This window comes from Candidatus Paracaedibacter acanthamoebae (assembly GCF_000742835.1).
GTDB lineage: Bacteria > Pseudomonadota > Alphaproteobacteria > Paracaedibacterales > Paracaedibacteraceae > Paracaedibacter > Paracaedibacter acanthamoebae.
Genome location: NZ_CP008941.1, coordinates 380,856 through 401,166, shown reverse-complemented (window position 1 = coordinate 401,166; position 20,311 = coordinate 380,856). Strand labels below are relative to the sequence as shown.

Annotated in this window: 15 protein-coding genes, 1 tRNA gene and 2 pseudogenes; 10 read left to right on the top strand and 8 right to left on the bottom strand. The window is 41.1% G+C overall.

Going from position 1 to position 20,311, the window contains the following annotated elements; translation table 11 throughout:
• The first annotated feature begins 18 nt into the window (after window positions 1-18).
• A complete protein-coding gene (scpA, locus tag ID47_RS01625; protein WP_038463099.1) occupies window positions 19-2,112 on the top strand; it encodes a methylmalonyl-CoA mutase in 2,094 nt (697 codons plus the stop codon).
• A 199-nt stretch (window positions 2,113-2,311) separates the two neighbouring features.
• Here the strand turns inward: scpA and ID47_RS01615 are convergent, their stop codons facing one another.
• Window positions 2,312-2,914 carry a DNA-3-methyladenine glycosylase I gene (locus tag ID47_RS01615; protein WP_156956759.1) on the bottom strand — a complete coding sequence of 201 codons (603 nt, stop codon included), beginning with the start codon at window positions 2,912-2,914 and terminating at the stop codon, window positions 2,312-2,314.
• A 123-nt stretch (window positions 2,915-3,037) separates the two neighbouring features.
• Between ID47_RS01615 and ID47_RS13815 the strand changes: the two are divergent.
• Window positions 3,038-3,765, top strand: a pseudogene (locus tag ID47_RS13815) (3-oxoacyl-ACP reductase family protein).
• A gap of 27 nt (window positions 3,766-3,792) precedes the next feature.
• Here ID47_RS13815 and ID47_RS01605 read toward each other — a convergent pair.
• Both ID47_RS01605 and ID47_RS11555 read right to left on the bottom strand, forming a co-directional pair.
• Window positions 3,793-3,879: transfer RNA gene (locus ID47_RS01605), tRNA-Leu, on the bottom strand.
• 102 nt (window positions 3,880-3,981) lie between these two features.
• Complete coding sequence (locus ID47_RS11555; RefSeq protein WP_051908409.1) at window positions 3,982-4,869, bottom strand: LysR family transcriptional regulator; 888 nt, start codon at window positions 4,867-4,869, stop codon at window positions 3,982-3,984.
• Window positions 4,870-4,966: 97 nt separating this feature from the next.
• On the opposite strand from ID47_RS11555, the gene ID47_RS01595 reads away from it, so the two are divergent.
• The 6 genes from ID47_RS01595 to ID47_RS01570 all read left to right on the top strand — a co-directional run bounded on the left by ID47_RS01595 (window position 4,967) and on the right by ID47_RS01570 (window position 12,798).
• Window positions 4,967-6,211 carry a Glu/Leu/Phe/Val dehydrogenase dimerization domain-containing protein gene (locus ID47_RS01595; protein WP_038463093.1) on the top strand — a complete coding sequence of 415 codons (1,245 nt, stop codon included), beginning with the start codon at window positions 4,967-4,969 and terminating at the stop codon, window positions 6,209-6,211.
• A gap of 20 nt (window positions 6,212-6,231) precedes the next feature.
• Entirely contained in the window at window positions 6,232-6,762 is a 531-nt protein-coding gene (locus ID47_RS01590) for a cupin domain-containing protein (RefSeq protein ID WP_038463091.1), read from the top strand.
• Window positions 6,755-8,536 carry an alanine racemase gene (locus tag ID47_RS01585; protein WP_038463089.1) on the top strand — a complete coding sequence of 594 codons (1,782 nt, stop codon included), beginning with the start codon at window positions 6,755-6,757 and terminating at the stop codon, window positions 8,534-8,536. The genes ID47_RS01590 and ID47_RS01585 overlap by 8 nt, the downstream gene beginning before the upstream one ends.
• A gap of 59 nt (window positions 8,537-8,595) precedes the next feature.
• On the top strand, window positions 8,596-9,627 hold the full coding sequence (locus tag ID47_RS11550; protein ID WP_051908406.1) for a methyltransferase: 1,032 nt from the start codon (window positions 8,596-8,598) through the stop codon (window positions 9,625-9,627).
• 246 nt (window positions 9,628-9,873) lie between these two features.
• The gene (locus ID47_RS01575; RefSeq protein ID WP_038463086.1) at window positions 9,874-11,604 is read left to right on the top strand and encodes a hypothetical protein; all 1,731 of its coding nucleotides are present in this window, start codon (window positions 9,874-9,876) and stop codon (window positions 11,602-11,604) included.
• Window positions 11,605-11,967: 363 nt separating this feature from the next.
• On the top strand, window positions 11,968-12,798 hold the full coding sequence (locus ID47_RS01570) for a class I SAM-dependent methyltransferase (protein WP_038463084.1): 831 nt from the start codon (window positions 11,968-11,970) through the stop codon (window positions 12,796-12,798).
• Window positions 12,799-13,073: 275 nt separating this feature from the next.
• On the opposite strand, the pseudogene ID47_RS13810 reads toward ID47_RS01570, so the two are convergent.
• From ID47_RS13810 to ffh, 4 genes and pseudogenes are all read right to left on the bottom strand, one after another.
• Window positions 13,074-13,375 (bottom strand): annotated as a pseudogene (locus ID47_RS13810) (IS6 family transposase); the annotation flags it as partial.
• A 133-nt stretch (window positions 13,376-13,508) separates the two neighbouring features.
• The gene (gene rimM / locus ID47_RS01560; RefSeq protein WP_051908402.1) at window positions 13,509-14,048 is read right to left on the bottom strand and encodes a ribosome maturation factor RimM; all 540 of its coding nucleotides are present in this window, start codon (window positions 14,046-14,048) and stop codon (window positions 13,509-13,511) included.
• 167 nt (window positions 14,049-14,215) lie between these two features.
• Window positions 14,216-14,596 (bottom strand): 30S ribosomal protein S16, encoded by a 381-nt coding sequence (gene rpsP, locus ID47_RS01555; protein WP_038463082.1) that lies wholly within the window; start codon window positions 14,594-14,596, stop codon window positions 14,216-14,218.
• 200 nt (window positions 14,597-14,796) lie between these two features.
• On the bottom strand, window positions 14,797-16,146 hold the full coding sequence (ffh, locus tag ID47_RS01550) for a signal recognition particle protein (protein WP_038463080.1): 1,350 nt from the start codon (window positions 16,144-16,146) through the stop codon (window positions 14,797-14,799).
• A gap of 126 nt (window positions 16,147-16,272) precedes the next feature.
• Between ffh and ID47_RS11545 the strand changes: the two genes are divergently transcribed.
• Entirely contained in the window at window positions 16,273-17,196 is a 924-nt protein-coding gene (locus ID47_RS11545) for an N-acetylmuramoyl-L-alanine amidase (protein WP_051908400.1), read from the top strand.
• 220 nt (window positions 17,197-17,416) lie between these two features.
• On the opposite strand, the gene ID47_RS01540 is transcribed toward ID47_RS11545, so the two are convergent.
• Window positions 17,417-18,460 (bottom strand): anhydro-N-acetylmuramic acid kinase, encoded by a 1,044-nt coding sequence (locus ID47_RS01540; protein WP_038463077.1) that lies wholly within the window; start codon window positions 18,458-18,460, stop codon window positions 17,417-17,419.
• Window positions 18,461-18,520: 60 nt separating this feature from the next.
• Between ID47_RS01540 and tyrS the strand changes: the two genes are divergently transcribed.
• Entirely contained in the window at window positions 18,521-19,771 is a 1,251-nt protein-coding gene (gene tyrS / locus ID47_RS01535; RefSeq protein ID WP_038463074.1) for a tyrosine--tRNA ligase, read from the top strand.
• Window positions 19,772-20,311 lie beyond the last annotated feature (540 nt).

The following is a 20,311-nucleotide window of genomic DNA, read 5'->3' as shown; positions in this document are numbered from 1 at the left end:
TCTGATAGCAGAGAAATCATGGAAAATCAGTGGAAAAGCCTTGCCGAGAAAGAGTTAAAGAACACATCCGTTGGATCTCTTGATTGGCAAACCACGGACGGTATTTCTTTAAGTCCACTTTATACAACCACACCCAGCAGTGAAACTTCTTTCCCAGGCATTCCCCCTTATACGCGCGGCGTTCGAGCAACCATGTACACCAATCGTCCTTGGACTATTCGGCAGTATGCCGGCTTTTCTTCAGCTGAAGCCACGAACGCTTTTTATCATGAATGTTTAAGGGACGGTCAAACAGCTTTATCGGTTGCGTTTGATCTGGCCACCCATCGAGGGTACGATTCTGATCACCGCCGCGTAGCCGGCGATGTGGGTAAAGCTGGCGTCGCCATTGATACCGTTGAGGATATAAAGCGCCTATTTGATGGAATCCCCCTGGATAAAATGAGTGTTTCCATGACAATGAATGGCGCCGTTATCCCGATTATGGCCTTTTATATTGTCGCTGCCGAAGAACAAGGCGTTTCTCAAGACAAACTGTCAGGTACCCTACAAAATGATATCTTAAAAGAATTTTTGGTACGCAATACTTTCATTTATCCACCTAACTTTAGCATGCGCATCGTCGGTGACATTATCGCCTATTGCGCTAAGACTATCCCCCGCTTTAATCCCATTTCAATTTCTGGCTACCACATGCATGAAGCAGGCGCCACCCCAGCACAGGAACTAGCCTATACCTTGGCAGATGGTTTGGAGTATGTACGGGCCGCCTTAAAGATGGGGTTAGAAATAGATGAGTTTGCCCCCCGATTATCTTTTTTCTTTGGGATAGGGATGGATTTTTTTAGCGAAGTCGCAAAGCTGAGGGCTGCTCGAACGCTGTGGTATGAGTTGATGGGACAATTTAATCCAACAAATCCCCAAAGCTTAATGTTACGAACCCATTGCCAAACGTCTGGCGTCAGCCTTACCTACCAAGATCCGCTTAATAATGTGATCCGCACGACCATTGAAGCTATGGCGGCTGTCTTCGGCGGAACTCAATCTCTTCATACAAACTCTTATGATGAAGCCTTGGGATTGCCGACTCAGCAAAGTTCCCGTGTAGCGCGTCACACTCAATTAATTATTGCAGAAGAAACAAATATTAGCAAAGTTGTCGATCCGTTAGGAGGCAGCTATTACGTCGAATCTCTAACCCAAGCTTTAATTGATAAAGCCCGCGCGTATATGGCTGAAATTGAGGAACTTGGTGGTATGACAAAGGCAATCCAATTAGGCATCCCCAAACGTCGGATTGAAGAAGCCGCGGCTGAACGGCAAATCCGGTTAGATAATCAAGAAGACATTATTGTTGGTGTCAATAAATATCAAAGCGATTCTCAACCTACTGTTGAAATCTTGGAAATCGATACAGATGCCGTCCGAGGCCAACAATTAGAAAACCTGGCAACCATAAAAAAGCAAAGAGATCAAACAGTCGTTGACAAATGTTTGATGGAGCTGCAAGAGGCCGCCAAAGGAAAGGCAAATCTGTTAGAGGCTGCCATTAAGGCCGCCCGAGCTCGGGCCACGTTAGGCGAAATTTCTCTCGCCTTGGAAGACGTATTTGGGCGTTATCAAGCCCCTGTAAAAACCCTGACTGGAGTTTGGCAACGCGCCATGACTGATGATCCAAATTTTAAAGAATTAAAAGATCAAATCAAACAATTTGCAACAGAAAATGGCCGTCAACCGCGAATTCTTTTGACAAAATTGGGTCAGGATGGACATGATCGCGGCATTAAAATTATTGCCACTGCCTTTGCGGATGCTGGCTTTGATGTGGATCTTGCTCCACTCTTTCTCACGCCTGGCGAAGCAGCCAAACAAGCCATTGAGAACGACGTCCATGTGGTCGGGATTTCATCTTTGGCGGCAGGTCATAAAACTTTAATCCCATCATTAATTGAGGAGCTTAAAAAAGCAGGCGCCGATGATATTAAAGTCATTTGCGGGGGAATTTTACCTCCGCAAGACCATCAATATCTGTTAGATGCGGGAGTGACGGCACTATTTACCCCAGGCTCCTCTTTACTGGATGTGGTTCGTAAAACTCTTGCGGTAATTTAGGATTTTTGGTTGAAGTCATGCCTTTTTTCGCGGCCGCTCTTATCACCCACCCCTCTTTTCCGGGCCGAAAAGCCAGGATCTCGAGATGACAAGAGAGGACTGAGGTAAATTCGAGATTGCGGGTCGCCCTTCGGTTGCCCGGAAAAAGAGTCTTCCTTCCCGGCCAAAGAGCCGGGAACTCGACATGACAAACCATCACTCACATAATATCGACACCCTGCGTCATCCTAGGAGCAGCGCCCTTTCTTTCTTTAAAGCATCCAATCAGGTGATCATCCACCATACCAATGGCCTGCATATAAGCATATATAATGGTCGACCCCACAAAACTCATCCCACGCTTTTTCAAATCCTTGGATAAAGCATCAGATTCTGGGGTACTAGCACGCACATCTTTCATAGAGGCAGGCCGATTAACCACGGGCTTACCCCCCACAAAAGCCCAAATATAGCGATCGAATGAACCAAATTCCTTTTGAATAGTAAGAAAAACCTGAGCATTCTTACGCGTTGCAAAAACCTTTAAACGATTGCGAATAATATTACCGTTTACCAGAATACTCTCTAACTCTGCATCGGTCATATTGGCAACCTTTACAGGATCAAAATTAGCAAATGCTTGGCGATATCCTTCTCTGCGTTTAAGAATTGTATACCAGCTAAGACCGGCTTGAGCCCCCTCTAAAATCAACATTTCAAAATGGTGTTGATCATCATGGACAGGAACCCCCCATTCTTCATCATGATAAGCTTGGTAATCGGGTTTGTCCAACGGTACCCAAACACATCTTATTTTGTCCATCATTGACTCCTGTCTAAAAAATACATGGTCTCATAGGGAAGTTTCACCTTAGTTGACCCTGCCTCATTATTGACTACCATTATAGATATGGTTTTTTATATCCCCACCATAACGGAGACCTTTATGACGAGTAAACTTCAAAATAAAATAGCGCTTATTACAGGAGCATCCCGTGGCATGGGAGCCGCTATCGCCAAAAAACTCGCCAAAGACGGCGCATCCATTACGATCACTTATGCCACCTCGCCCGCTAAAGCAGAGCAAGTGGTTGCTGAAATAAAAGCAATAGGCGGGAAAGCGATCGCCATTAAGGCTGATAGTGGCAATACAACAGAAATCATCGCTGCCATTAACCAAACCATTAAATGATATCCTGGTGAACAATGCTGGGATCGCAGTTAATGGCGCAATAGAAGGATATACACTTGAGGATTTTGATCGTATGGTAAGCGTCAATATAAAAGCAATTTTTGTTGCCACGCAAGAGGCCCTTAAACATATGAAAAAAGGTGGTCGTATTATTAATATTGGTAGCTGTATGAGTAGCTACTCCGCTTTCCCTGGTGCCCTCCTATACAATGACTAAAGCAGCTGTCGATGGTTTAACACGTGGTTTAGCGCGCGAGTTGGGACCACGAGGCATTACAATCAATAATGTCCGTCCTGGTCCTATCGATACCGATATGAATCCTGCCAATAGTGAGCAAGGCAAAATGCTGGCGAGCACTGTTGCTGTGGGGCGATATGGTAAAGGGGAAGAGATTGCAAGTTTAGTTGCTTTTCTAGCGAGCCCTGAAGCCGCCTATATTACAGGAACAGGCCTTCTTGCCGATGGTGGGTTTAGCGCATAGAGTTAGGAATTATATTTCTCTGAGATATGGTGCGGTCGAGAAGACTCGAACTTCCACGGGGTCTCCCCCACAGCGACCTCAACGCTGCGCGTCTACCAATTCCGCCACGACCGCACTATGATTTATAGGTAGCAAATTAACCATAAAACTGCAAGATATTTTGTCAAGAAACACAGCCAATTTATCACTATGAAATGCTTTTGAGGGGCTCTGAAGTTAAAATAAAGAGGCTATTGCCTGCGCGATTCCTGCAGAGGTTTTATCAGAAGGATCAGATTTTCTTTTAGTAAGGTATATAGCTTGTCTTTTAGGTAGCATCTCTTTCGGGAAAGGTAGTGCTTGAAGATTATAGGAAGGTTTTACCGTATTATTATGCAGTTTAACCATAAAAGATGGTAAATAGGCTACGGCCTTCCCTTGTCGACATAGCTCAAGCGCAGACTCCAACATGTCTACCTTATATTTTATGCAGCGGTCTGCCTGATCATCCGGCCAGCCATCCAATGTTTTTATATCACTTGGAGAGTTTAAAATAGGAGTAATTGGTGCTGCAAAGGGAAGAGCTGAAAAAGGGACTTTACCAAATACATCTTCGCGTCCATAGATCCTTAGTTCGTAAAAACCTATTCGCTGATGTAAAATACCTGCCATAGGAATAGGGAGATTCGTAATCCCATAATCAATTTCATACTCTAAAAGGCTTCTTTCTATTTCGCTAGGAGTCAGTTCGTAAAGTATAAGTTCATTTATTTTTGATAAAGAATCTATTAAGCATCGCAAAAAATAAGTAGAAAATATTTCGAAAGAACCGATGCGAAGAGGTTTAGCGGTTAGGGCATTACTATTCTTTTTTTCCCTAAGCTCATGTCTTAGCTTCTCCCAATCTTCCATAAGAGGACGGGCTCGCCTAGCTAGTTCTCGACCGCTTTCAGTGATAGAAATCCCTCGTCCAGCAGGAACCAGTAAGGTAGTTCCTGTTTCATACTCTAGTTGCTTGAGTGCTTTAGAAAGCGCGCTAGGAGTGATATGCAGCGCTTCTGCCGCCTTCCTAATATTTTCTATCTCTGCAACGACAAGAAAGTATCGCAGTCTATTGCTGTCCATAAGTTCACATATATTAACCTAAATTCGTTTTTTATACTTATGATTTTTATCTAAGTTACTCTTAAAAATGTAATAGATAAAAAGGAGAACATGTCATATGCGGAATCCTATAATCAATAAAGCACATAAAATTATCACCTGGCAAGATAAAGAAAACACAGGGGCTATTGGCTGGATTGTTATCCATAATGTGGTTAACGGGGTTGCAGGAGGCGGTTTGTTTATGCATGAATCTGCCTGTTTGCAAGAGGTCAAAGATCTTGCCTACACGATGAGCTTAAAAAATTCCTTACAGCATTCGATCTTTGGCGGAGGAAAAGGAGGGATAAAATTTGATCCTGCCCATCCTGCGGCTATATCTGTATTAAAACGCTTCTTATATGACAACAGTGAAATCATAAAAAATGAATGGTGCACAGGAGGCGATCTTAATACAACTACCAAAGATATCACCGTCCATTTAAAGGAAGTAGCAGATATAAAATCTCCCTTTATCTGTCTAGCTAACATGGTGGAGAAAACTGAAGGAATTAAGGTCGATATCGATAAATTTAACCAGTGCCTCTACTTTCCTGAGAATGATTTTTTTACTGTAGAGCAAACTATAACAGGCTATAGCCTCTTTAAAACCATAGAAACAGGCGTAAAGGTAAAAAACACTAAACCCAAGCTTATCATTCAAGGGCTCGGTAAAGTAGCTAGAGCTTTCTGCTATTGGGCGCAATCGGCTTATGATATTGTGGGTATTTGTGAACGGGATTGGTATATTTATAATCCTGAAGGCATTGACATAGACCCCTTACTATCTTTAGATCTTGATACTTATTTACTGGCCTCACCGCAGGCTCTTCATTTCACTAAACGTAAGCTAGGAGAATCTTCTGAAGAGTTTCTATTGCAGTTTCTTAGCCAGGTACAAGGAGATATATTTTGTCCTTGTGCTACGCGTTATACCATAACGGAAAAAGTTTTAAAGGCTTTAATTTCAAATACTTTGGCTAATTCTTCCTTAAGTAGTCCTTTTATCATATCAGGCGCCAACGATGTATTTAGGGAAAAAAATCTTATTACTGAAGCTTTTAAAAACAATGTGACTGTCTTGCCCGAATGGCTTTCTAACTCAGGCAGTGCCATTTTATTTATGGAGGCATTAAAATATCAAGATCCTCTTACCCAATGGAATGATTTCATTAAGCAACAAGTTGCTGATAGAATTGTTAATTTTCTAACTATGGCAAATAACCTAACTTCTCTCCATAAACTGAACATCTATGATGCATGCTGTTACCTAGCCTATAGCTTGGTTGAAGCGGATGAGCAGAAATTAAATAAAGTAGCATAAACAAGGGAATAAGGCTGCAAATGAAACATACTTCTAATTTATGTAATCTCTTTATACAAACTTCAATTAAGTTAAAAAGTTGCTTTAAAAGCAATGAGAATATTCCCAGATATCATATCCTTAAGGCCATTCCTTATCGGCGAGTAACAAGCAAAAATACGGATGGAAAAGAAGAAATCTTTGACTTATATCAACTGGGTATATTTTCTTCTGCCTCAGACGCTAATTTGCTTGCTTCTGCAGGAATGGGTCAGGAGACCCTAGAAAATCTAGAGCTTGTGGAGCTACAACCCCAAGCAGAATACCGACCTCATTATCATAAGAATAGCAGCGCAGTTATCTATATTATACTTGGTTCAGGTACGTTTATGCTGGGCGAGAAGAATATTGAGTATAATGCTAACAAACGCATTGTTATTCCTGCAGGCGTGGTTCATGGCTTTCATACCCAAACACGCACCCTCTTTTTAAGCATTCAAAGCCCGCCCATTCTTAACCCTAAAAGCGAACACATTGATATCTATTATGAAAAGGAAAGCAACTATGAATAAAATTAATCATACACATAATATTCCTTCCCCAGCCACTCCAGGAACAGGGATTCCAACTAACATGGGATTAGATCATATTGGCATTGTTGTCCCAAATGCCCAAGAAGCAGCTAGCTTTTTAATGGAAGTATTCGATGCAGAGTTTGATTGGGAGGTTAAGCGAGACCCCATCCCAACTGCCGGGGAGCGGGGTTGGTCAGAAATCTTTGGAGTCCATCCAGATGCTTATATGCCTCATGTTATTATGTTAAAGTGTGGCGATAATGTCTTAACTCAATATATTGAGCTTTTTCAATGGTCTTCCCCTGATCAGTACCAACCTCAAGGAGAGGGAGGATGGCATAAATTCAGTGATCTCGGTAATAGTTATATCTCTTTCACTGTTAAAGATATGGATAGAGTGGTTTCTCATATTAAATCCACTGTTATTCCTAAATGGCAAGGGACGCGCTTTATTCAAGACCCACCAATGCATTTTCCTTTGAGAGGTGAAGTTTGTACGTCCACCTTCCTGGTCTCACCGTGGGGGATGTGGATTGAGTTAACTTCTTGGAGCCAATCTAAAGAAAAAGGAAAGGTTATTAAGACTCAACAAGAGTATGAACCTCACCCCCTTGTTGGCCAGCATATTAATGAACTCCCCACCCCTGCCTTTATGATAGATTTAGATGTTGTTGATCATAACATTAACCTTATGCGCTCACGCATATTAGGTAAAGGCATGGAATGGCGTGCCCCAGCAAAAGGCCATAAATGTCCAGAGCTAGCTAAATACATGATTCAGAAGGGAGCAAATGGCGTAGTATTGCTTACACTTGCTGAAGCCGAGGCATTCGCTGCCGCAGGAATTCAGGATATATACTTAGCTAATATAGTAGGGTCAAAAGAAGAATTAGAAAGATTATCGTTGCTTGCCAAGAGGGTGAAGCGTCTACGCGTAGCAGTCGATAATGAAGAATATTTACAAGATTTAGCAGCCGTCATACAGCAGTGGGAAATCACCACTCCTATTGAGGTGTTGATTGAATTAAATATCAACCATAATAGATGTGGCGTAACGATTCCTGAAGCAGTAAAGCTTGCCCGCCAGGCTAAGGAAATTGAAACAACGACGAAGGCAATTATTTTTGCTGGTATTACTGGTTATGAAGGCCACACGCCCATCCTATCCCCAGAAGAAAAAACTCTGGAAACTAAAAAGGCTCATGGAATCTTAGCAAAAGCTAAAACCCTGATTGAACAAGAAGGTATAAAAGTAAAGATAGTGAGTGCGGGAGGAAGCTGTAATTACATTGATTCTCTGGAAGAGGGAGTAATTACAGAAATTCAGGCAGGCGGAGGTGCGATAGGTGATCTACTTTATTATAATAAAGCGCATCTGAAAGATCATGGCCATAAAATGGGTGCTTTAATTCTTACCCAGATTATTAGCGTTCCCCATGATAAGAGTAGAGCAATGGGTAATGCGGGGTTTAAAGCTGTTGGCTGGCATCCCTTCGGAGGCTTGCCTCAGCCCCGGGATCGTAGTGATCTTCGAGTGATAGGCTTAAGTGCGGAACACACCAAATTTGAAGGTGTGGATCAAGAAGGATCTGCCCAGCTACCTGAAATGGTAAAAGGCGATGTCCAAGTCAACCGTGGCGATAAGATAGTTCTTATACCGGGTTATACCGATGCCATGGGTTTTTTGCACCGAGAGATTTATGGGATACGAAATGATAGGGTAGAATCTGTCTGGAAAACAGTATCAAATGTTACCTGGTCTAGCCAATAAGGTAAGCAGATATAATGCTACTATTACTCCCCAAGCTATAACCTTAGGAGAATGAACCTATGAAACTCCCTTCTACCCTTGAAAGAATGATGTTTGGTTTTATTGAAAGCCAAGTACTCTTTGTTTGTAATGAAATAGGAATATTTGATTATTTAGAGGAGAATGGCCCTTCGACAATTGACAAAATTAGTAAAGATCTCGACTTGCCAGCATCTTCATTAGATCGTCTGTTAATTTGTGCCACTAGCTTAAACTTATTAGAAAAAAATAAGGATAAATATAAGGTAGCAACTGAGTTCCTGCCATTTTTAATAAGGAAAAGCAAATACTACTGTGGGGCAAGATTTAGTCATTATTGGAAGTCAACTTATAAAGTATTTGACCATTTGGTCGCTGCAATACAAGAAAACAAGCCACAATGGGGGAAAATAGAACAAAATAGAGAAATTGATGACGCTTTTAACTCCGTTTATACATCCTCTATCTACTCCGATGAAACAGCGACGCAAGATTTTTTAGCAACTATGTGGGCCTCCGGTTATGAGGACTCAATGGATTTATGTAAAAAATATTCTTTGAAAGGTTATACTAAATTAGTCGACGTGGGTGGAGCAACAGGCTCTTTCGCAATAGCTGCTCTTCAAGAAAACCCTCATCTAGTCGCTGAGGTCATGGATTACCCTTTGGTTGAGCCCTATGCTGAAGAGGCATTTCAAGCTTACAATGTTTCTAATCGTGCATGCTTTCATGCCGGAGATATATTTAAAGATACTTTACCTAAAGCTGATGCTTACTCAATAGGCTATGTTTTATCTGATTGGCCGCAAGAACTATGCCTGGCCCTTATTAAAAAAGTTTATGAAAATTTGCCTCCTAATGGCTTAATTATTATCTTAGAGAAATTTTTTAATAAAGATAAAACGGGGCCATATCTTACGGCTATGTTAAATCTAACAATGTTGCTTGAAATGCATGGTACCCATAGAACAGCTTCTGAATATATAGGTTGGTTAAAAGATATTGGATTTAAAAATTATCAAACCATATACTCTTCCGGCGAAAAACACATGATAGTGGCCCAGAAAGGGTAAAGTAGATAACCCTATTCTCCAATTGTGCCGCAATCAGGAAAGATATCCTCATCTTTGATGTGTGCAAATCGTTACAGAGTAGTTTATAGCATGCTGCCAGGTGAGGAGGGATGGATCCTTGGTGATAAAGGGGAAAATAAACTCATAAGTTCTTATAATTATACCTTTCCTTATTTTAGTGGGATGAACCAAGGAAGTTAGGAGTAGTGCTATTTGCAGACTAATCAACAAAGGGGAAAACTCAAAATGTATTTATCTTCATTAAGAAGTAGCAAGAAATTGCTTATTAACACTAAGCATTTTATTATTCTAGCATCCTTTTTTATAATTTGTGGTTCTGACGCCGTTTTTGGAATGGAACGCCAGATTAATTCTGAAAATGAAGATGAAGAAGAATACAGCAGCATCCAGCAGCCCGAGCAAGTATCCTTAAGTTCCATAAAAGATGAAAATATAGAGGATGATAGCCAGATGTATCAACCTCTTCTAGAGGTTACTTCACATCTTTATTTATCAATTAATCAAAAAGATATTGATGATGCTGTTTTGAAATGGCTTGATAAAAATCAATTTGCCAAATTTAACTCTCAACCACCCTCCGCTAATAAATTCTTTGATCGGTCTTTATTTGCGATAGAAGTCTTTAGTGGGGGAGCGAGTAGCGTTATGTTCTTTATTCTTGGCTATAATTTTGCTGAACGTTTTTTGCAAATAACGGCTATTTCCCAAGCTGGAAAAATCGTCTTATCTTCTTTGTATGGTATGACTAATTACATACCTATGGTTTTTCTGGGAACGGAATTATCATCAAGTTTGATCAATAAATTATTTTATAAAAAGTCTCAAGAGGAAAAATTAATTGAAAGAAAGATAACTTGGAAAAATTATTTTTTAGAATGTAACCTAAAGACGCCAGTCATAGTTGCAGGTATTCTGTCTGCTTCTTCACTTACTTATTTAACCTATGATGATTTGTTTCCTTATATTGGGTGGGGGTGGCTTGTACCAGGCATACCAACATTTTATGTACGGACTTTAATAGATTATTATTCAATAACTACATTATCTAAGAATATATACGATACCATAAAACCCTCCATAGACAGGCGATTTGCACGCTCTAACCTACATAGTAGACAAGCTTATGCAATGCGCATAAAAAATGTTCTCCAAGAAGCACGCTTATACATATCTTCTCTAAATTATTTTCAGGCGGAACAGCTAGCGAAAATATTTAAAGAGCAGGTTGATCCTCTAGAAAGATTTAAAGTGTGTTCACATCCAGAGTCTTTTTTTACAGAACAAATTCAAGTAAAAAAAGACTCACTCATAAAAACTCTTATAGGAATTGCTGGGGGAATAGTAGGTGGTTACGGCCAGTGGATAGTGTATCCTGTAGCTCTAGATTCTTTTGTCCCCCTCTTGCAATTAGTTGGTCTGGAAGATAAGGAAGTTTTGATAACCGGCCTTGCAATTATAGGGACTATAACCGCTTCTGGTTTGACTACTTTAGCTACATGGAACAGCACACTTAAATTTTATGATGCTATATCTGGCGTATTTTCGTCAGGCTTTAATTATATTAAATCTTACTTTAAACCTAAATCAGAAAAAATGTCTAACACTACTGTGAATACTGAGAAAAAAAATAGGTTTTTTTGGAAACGACTAGCAGCAGCTGTAATATCAGGAGCATTAGCAGTTTGTAGTGCTGGACCATCGGCAGAGATTGCTCTTACATTCCTAAATATAAATGAAGTTTGGCCAAAGGTTGAACTTACATCTGCCATAATTGCTGTATTCTCCACCTCTTTTTGGGCTGTTGATGAAGTCCTATTAAAATTATTGAAAGCAGGAGATCCTCGCCAACCTCTGTTAAATACTATAAACCAAATCATTTTAAAGCTTCCTGATATGTCTAAGAAGAGACTAAGAAAATTAATTAATCTACTTCCAGAAGAAGGGGCCACTATTTAAAAGCAAAAAAGGAAGTAACGGCAAAAGAAGCGGCTTTGCCTCATGGAAAAATTTTAAAAAATAATGTTGTAGGATAAACAATGACTTAATTTTACTGATATTGCAAAAAAGCGTATCACATAGTACTAAATCCCAGAATCTGGTTAGAAAATTACTTTCCAATACAAATGCGAAAAAACATTCATTTAGGTTTAATGCTTTCTAAGCAATAACTTAAGATTGTTGGGGAGAATTAAACGATCCTGAGATTAAGGATTAATCACGCAGAAGACTATGAAATAGGGCTAAAAGAGAGAAATAACAATGAAAAATCGTCATCATAAAGTTAATCTGAAACTATCTGACCTGAAAGGTAATAAATAAATGGCACAAATAAACCTGCTAAATACATTTTGCGAACATCACCTTAGCCCTGTTTATGAAAAAATTAAAAATGAAACTTGGGGTAAAGATAGTATAAATCTTGCAAGTTTACTTAGCATGCAAGAACTTATCAAGTTTAATGATTGGTTTAATCTAACTTCAGAGATGTCCATTTTAGATGCTTGTTGTGGAGTTGGTGAATCCACAATGTATTTTGCAAGAAAGACTAACTGTAAAGCATATGGCGTAGATATTAGTATTCATGCGATAAATTCAGCAAATGATTCAACCAAAAAAAGTTGCTTAAATGTTGAATTTTTAGAGGGAGATTTGAAAAATAGTCTGCCTTTTTCTAGTTCTTATTTTGATGCAGTTGTTTGTATAGAAGCAATTGTTTATTTTAATTATAATGAGAGGCTTAGTATTCTTAAAGAGTGGAATAGAATATTAAAGCTCAATGCTAAACTAATTTACACAGATCCCTGCATAATATCTGGAATTATTACTAATAATGAGATTATGCAACGTGCTAGCTTTGGTGAATACTTTTTTACTCCTCTTAAACTACAGGAGGACCTTTTCAAAAGTAGTGGCTTTGAATTGATTAAATCAGAAGATATAACAACAAATAATGCAGAAATTCTATCAAATAAATGGTGGGATGCTAGAGAGAAAAACAAACCTGATCTACAAAAATTAGAAGGTATAGAAACTTTTAACCATATTCAATCTTTTATTGACATGTGTCGTCAACTTTACAATAAAAATAATAATCGGAGAAAACTTTCTCAATTTGCCTATTATCTAGTTAAACGGGAAGAGCTGCTTTAATCCAGAAAAACAGGCAATGTCGATGATCAGAAAGGGGTAGAAAAGTTAACTCATGAATTAAAAGGATGGCTTTTTGGTGATCAGCTTGGTGCATGAATTGAAAACTTTAGAGGATTTTGATATATTTGGAGGGACTCTGTTGCAAAAATTTTGGGAAAGTAATTTTGCTTCAAGTTTTTAAAATTAAATTTGAAATTTTGCGCGTTAGTTTATAAGAAAAGCTTTAAATTACGTCTTACTTATAAAACATTATTGCACAGTAAAAATTTTTGCAACAGAGCCCTCCATAAGACAAACAACTCTCCATTAATCTTAAGAGATTAATCTTAAGAGCCATTTCATCAAGATGCCATTTATCACTCGGTTTTCTCTCACGCTTCTTTATGACATCTATAAAATGAAGAGCGAATTTAGTGCACCATTTCCTGACTGTCTCATGACTCAGGGTAATTCCTCGAAAGGCTAGTTGTTCCTGGACATCTCTATAACTATGACTGAAACGGTAATAAAGCCATACGGCTTGGCTGATTATCGAGACCGGGAAGCGGTGACGTTTGGGAGCTTTGTTTAAAGACATGATGGAATCATACCAGGTTTATTTTTTCTTTACTTTATTCCTATTTTGCTCTTTTGTTACGTTGACGGTGCCATTGAAAGTAATAAGATTGGTGTCCCTCTCACTGAGAGACAATTTCACCCAAACGGCCTAACTATTTACCCCCTAGCAGGTATTCCTTATTGATTATGATTTTTTTTGCTTTTATATCAACTTGCGGTACAGCTTCCTGGGTAAAGGGCAATGTGTAAATCTCGCTCTCAGGTGTCTTAATATCAAAAAAGTCCCCCGCCCCATAATTTTGAACAGCCAAAACTGTCCCTATATCCTCACCTGACTGGTCTATTACATTCAAACCAACTAAATCTTCATAATAAAATTCGTTATCATCCGTTTCTGGTAATTCAGAACGATCAACATATAGTTTTGTCCCTCGCAAAGATTCGGCATCATCTCGTGACGAAACACCATCAATCGTAACAACCAGCAAATCGTTATGCTTTGGTGCAAACAAATTTAGTTTATAAAGATGCCCGGCTTGATCCCGTAAGGTAGGATAATCAAAAACATCCTCGGAATATTCTGTAAAGGTTTTAACTTTAACAGCGCCACGAATCCCATGCGGAGACGTAATTTCAGCTAAGCACACAGGATTTTTCAAAGATAGATCTGTAATTCGAGAGTTTTTAGTCATATTTTTTACTACTAGATATTAAAATGGTCAGCAAAGAAACGTCCATTTGATCCCGTCAGCCTCTGGTTTCCTTGCAGGAACGTCCACCATGTTATATAACATGTTTGCTAAAAAAAACCCCGAAAATCATCGGGGCCTTTTAAATGAATAGCTAGATAAGGTCAGGCTTATTCAGCTGCAGCAGCTTCCGCGGCTGCTTGACGAGCAGCTTCCGCAGCTTCAGCTTGTTCTTTCAACCGTTGCTGAGCTTTTGCTTTCGGCTGGCTCTTTTTTACTTGTTCTGTCTTAGTAACTGCTTTAACCAAACCAGCATTTGCAAAGAAACCAACAACACGATCTGTGGGTTGGGCCCCAACGAACAACCAGTGTTGTGCACGTTCGGTATTGATCACGATACGCTCAGCATTGCCTTGTTCTAGCAAGGGATTGTATGTACCAATTTTTTCAACAAACTTACCATCGCGTGGGGCAGTTGCTTCAGCAACAACGATTCTGTAAAAAGGACGCTTTTTTGCGCCACCACGAGCTAAACGAATTTTTAAAGCCATTATTAATCTCTATATATAAATAACATAATTGCAATTAGATTTACATTATTCTGCACATTACTGCAACAGAAAACTTGTCGCCATAGCCGCTCTTCTATAAAATGATTAAATTTTATGCTTGAATTTTTAAATCAATTTCAGGCTTTAAAAACTGTAGACAGAAAAGTAATCATTTTACAGGAAAGGCTATATTTAAGTAATTAACGACCAAACAAGCCCTTTAATCCACCTCGCATTAAACCTGTTTTGCCCATTTTACCCAGACGCTTCATCATGCCCTGCATTTGTTCAAACTGCTTAACCAGACGGTTAACGTCTTGAACTTGAGTTCCAGAACCAGCGGCGATACGTTTACGGCGAGAACCATTTAAGATTTTGTGATCCCGGCGTTCTTTTTTAGTCATCGACCGAATGATGGCAATCTGGCGCTTAATAATACTATCGTCCACACCCATTTCATCCATCTTATCTTTAATTTTCCCCACGCCCGGAAGCATGGTCATGATACCGCCAAATCCGCCCATTTTTAACATGCTTTCCAGCTGTTTTTCCATGTCATTTAAATCAAAGGATCCTTTTTGAATTTTCTTAGCTAGACGCTCAGCCTCATCTTGATCCACAAGTTCAGAGGCCCGTTCCACCAAGCTAACAATATCTCCCATATCGAGGATACGGCTCGCAATGCGCTCTGGATGGAAGGGCTCAAGCTGATCCAACTTTTCACCCATACCCATAAACTTGATTGGGCAACCCGTCACCGAACGCATGGAGAGTGCTGCGCCTCCCCGTGCATCCCCATCTAAACGGGTTAGAATAATGCCCGTGACGCCAACCTTTTCATTAAATTCGCGCGCTATGGTAACGGCATCTTGTCCTGTCATGGCATCAGCGACCAGGAAAGTTTCAATTGGGTTTGAAATGTTTCGTACAGCAACAACTTCGTCCATCAACTCTTGATCGATGTGCAAACGACCAGCCGTATCGAGGAGAAGCACATCCATGCCCTGCTCCTTTGCTGCCTTTAACGCCCGCTCAGTAATCTTGATCGGCAGGTCACCGGCGACAATCGGCAATGTTTCCACGGACAGTTGTTTACCCAGCGTTTCAAGCTGAAGTTGAGCCGCTGGGCGGTAAACGTCCAGAGAGGCCATCAACACTTTCTTATTCAACTTTTCTTTAAGGTACTTGGCAAGTTTACCGGTAGATGTTGTTTTACCTGACCCCTGCAAACCGACCATCAACACAACAGCCGGCGGACTAACAGCAAGATTAATTTCTTCGGCCTTCGCTCCTAACATGTCAATCAAATGGTCACTCACGATCTTGACAACCATCTGACCGGGCGTAATGCTCTGGATCACATCTTGCCCAATGGCTTTTTCACGCACTCCCTCAATAAATTGCTTAACCACAGGCAAGGCGACATCGGCTTCAAGCAAGGCAATTCGCACTTCTCGCAGAGCGGCCGTCACATCAGCCTCGGTCAAGGCGCCGCGTCCCCGCAGCTTGTCGAGCACGCCCGTCAGTCGTTTAGAGAGAGATTGAAACATTCGTTCACCTTGACTTAGCTAAGATTATAATTGTATATAATCTAGCTGTTCCCAGGGCAATTTGCAATCTTTGCCCTTGTCTCCATCGTCAGATAAAGTTTTTAAATTAAATAGGAGCATGCATTGATGAAAAAAATAATTTACACTTATCTTACAACTGCTTTTACTCTGGCAACTTCCATGGCTTATGACATAATTAATATTCCGTCTGAAAACTTTAATAGTCGTGGCGAAACGCCTATTCAACTTATTGTTGCTCATTGTGTGGGTTTAGATCTGGATAAAACACTTAAAGGTTTTGCCTATAAGGATACTGAGCGAGGTGGTTTAGGAGCTGCTCCTCATTATCTCATCCCTCAAATAACAGCTCAAACTTTTATAGATCACTTCTCCGATCTATTTAATCTAAACATATCTTTAAAATATCCGCATAAAGTTCCAGTTATCCAGTTTGTTAACGAAAATGACCGAGCTTGGCAAGCAGGCGTCAGCTGCTGGAGCGAGTTTAACAAACTCCCCGGCTGTGAAAAGGGATTAAATTCTTGCAGCATTGGTATTGAATTTCACGCTCCCGGCTATGGGGCCCAGGCGGAAGATTGGTTCCATTTTATACCCTTTACTGATGCACAGATGGAAACAGGAGCCAACCTCATGCTCGATATTTGTGAGCGTCATAAAATAGATAAACGCAATGTGTGGGGACATTCTGATATTGCGCCGTGGAGCTCCACTCAAATTAAAACAGATCCAGGTCCCCTTTTTCCATGGCAATGGTTTTATATCAATTATAAATTAGGGGTATGGCCAATCAGCAATCCTACTTCACCAGAAATTGGTGAACAACAATCTTATGTTAAAGAACGCCTCACGGCCCTTGGTTATAAAATGTCAGATGGAAACGAGTGGACAGAGCTCGATCGCCATGTGGTCAATGCATTTCGCATGCATTTTATGCAAGATAGCTATAAAGTGATTTATCCAACGGACGAAAACTTTGGAAAAATTGATGCAATGTTAATTAAATACTTAGGGCAAAATTTCGATAGTTAGCAGTATTTCTGCTGGCTAGCGAGCCTAGATTCTGTATTCTTAAGAGGTATCCGTTCCCAACCGCTCTTATTCTCCCCCTTTTCCCGGCCGAAGAGCCGGGATCTCGAGATGGCAAGCGATGACTCATGTAATATCGCGACCCCGGGCCTGATCTCAACTTGATTGGGGATCAAGCCCGGGGGGATAAATTTATTGTTTATAGAGAACTCTTCCCCCCCCTTCAACGCTGGGTTGAAAAACTCTCCGGATATACCAACCGCCCGCCGCAGACAGGCACTCGACATCCTGTTGTGGTTGGAAAAGATGTGGGCAATCCCCGCAAGACACGCACCGCTAAAAACGCAAAAGCCTGCGCCTCTATCATCTCTGAATCAGGCAATGGCGCAGCCTTTTTTCCTAATAACGCCATCAGAGTTTTATTCTTGACACCCCCTCCACAAACTAAAATTTCTTGGGGAGATTTGGGGAGCACATCAATCCCCATCAAAATCGAGTGAACGGTCAATGCGGTTAGGGTTGCAACACCCTCTGTCCCCTGAGCCTCTCTTAAAAATTTGGAAAAATGATCTCTGTCTAAAGATTTGGGAAACGGTTTGCTGAAATATGGATCCTGCAACCATTGTTGCAGCAAATTCGGATTAATCCGACCTACACGAGCAGTCTGACCATTCTTATCAAACTCCTGACCAAAATCGCGCAACATCACATCATTGATTAGAGCATTACCCGGTCCTGTGTCACCTGCAATTAATACCTCGCCATCACTATAAGTTAGGTTTGCCACTCCTCCAATATTAACAACCACGAGAGGATGGTTCTTATGGCGAAACAGGACTTGGTGATAGATGGGCACCAGGGGAGCCCCCTGCCCTCCCGCCGCACAATCGGCCGTGCGAAAATCATAAACTACCGGCACACCAACAGTACGCGCCAACATCTCACCATCCCCCATCTGCACAGTTATAGGGGGCGCATGAAAGGTTGATTGGCCATGATACCCAATTAACTTGACGGGTTTATTTGTTTGGCTCAACAGCTGCTTAACCACCTCGCCATGGTGCTGAGTTGATTGCCGGGCAATTTGAGGATCCGGAAATTGCTGCCCTAACTGCGATCTAAGCTGAGTCTGAAAATCAGCATCATACGGCACGTATAGACTTTCCCCAAACTCATAGATTTGCTCCCCATCGGTAAGAATAAGAGCTGCATCAATGCCATCTAAGGAGGTACCGCTCATTAATCCCAAAGCCCAGATTGGTTCCATTTGGCAACCTGCCGATTATATGTTAGAAATAAAAAAGACCATTCAATAAACGCTATTATCATGAAATCAGAATTTTTACAAATACTCAATGCCCGCGGCTTCATTCATCAAGCAACCGATATGGAGGCTCTCAAGGAGCTTTTTTCCAACCAAACAGTGACCGCCTATATTGGATTTGATGCTACTGCTAACAGCCTGCATGTGGGGAGTTTAGTACAAATTATGATGTTACGTTGGCTGCAGAAATGCGGGCATCGCCCCTTAGTTCTTATGGGGGGGGGCACATCCAAAATTGGTGACCCGTCCGGTAAAGACGAAGCCCGAAGCCTTGTTACAGACGAGACCATTCAAACAAATATTGAGGGTATCAGCAAAGTTTTCAAAAAATTCCTGACCTTTGGCACCGGCCCCCATGATGCCATCATGGTCAATAATGATGATTGGCTAAAAGATCTTAATTATATCAGCTTCTTGCGGGATTATGGGCGCCATTTTTCAGTCAACCGTATGCTAACTTTTGATAGCGTCAAATTGCGGTTAGAGAGGGAACAAAGCCTCAGCTTGCTTGAATTTAACTACATGATTCTGCAGGCGTATGATTTCCTTGAACTAAACCAACGTTTGGGATGCACTCTCCAAATGGGAGGATCAGATCAATGGGGCAACATTGTTAACGGCGTTGAGTTAACACGTCGCGTTATTGCAAAAGAAGTTTTTGGTCTTACCTCGCCACTAATTACAACATCAAGCGGCGCCAAAATGGGCAAAACAGCTAGCGGTGCGATTTGGTTAAATGGAGATCGTTTACCAGCCTATGATTACTGGCAATTCTGGCGCAACACCGAGGATGCTGATGTGGGTCGTTATTTGCGTCTATTCACTGAAATCGACTTAAATGAAATTGAAAAGTTGGAACAACTCCAAGGAGCCGAAATTAATCATGCCAAAAAAGTATTAGCTGATGCAGCAACAGCTCTGGCCCATGGTGCTGAAGCTTTACCCCCCATCCATGAAGCAATTGCTCAGCTTTTTGAACACGGCAACTCCGGAGATTTATCCAGCCTCCCCAGCCTCGAAATCTCACCAACTGCCCTTGACGCGGGCGTACCGATTCTTGACCTTTTTGTCCAATTGAATCTGGTTGCCTCAAAGGGTGAAGCCCGACGTCTCATCCAAGGCAATGGGGCAAAGATCAATGATATGAGTATCAGTGATCCATTGCAACTCATCACCATCAAAGATTTGAATGGCGAGAGAATGATTAAGCTATCAGCTGGTAAAAAACGCCACGGTATTGTTAAGGTTGAATAAGGTCACATTTTCCTAGCCGAAGAGCCGGGATCTCGAGATGGCAAGCGATATCCTCTGTGATTTCAAGACCCCGGGTCAAGCCCGGGGAATGGGCCTTTTTTATTGATACTTCCTGTTGCGGACATTCTTATATTCCTTTCCCGGCCGAAGAGCCGGGAACTCGAGAGGGAAAGCGATGGCCTCTATGATTTTGAGACCCCGGGTCAAGCCCGGGGAATGGGCCTTTTTTATTGATACTTCCTGTTGCGGACATTCTTATATTCCTTTCCCAGCCGAAGAGCCGGGAACTCGAGATGGGAAGCGATGGCCTCTATGATTTTGAGACCCCGGGTCAATCCCGGGGAATGGGCCTTTTTTTATTGATACTTCCTTCACAAAACTTCCTCTTTCCGGGCAACCGAAGGGCGACCCGGAAACTATACCTTGAGTTCCCGGACAGTGTGGTTTTACCACAGCTATATCTTTCTAAATCTTCCTTGTACTAAGATCGAGGAATGGATTCCGGATCACGTCCGGAATGAGTAAATTTTCATATAAACT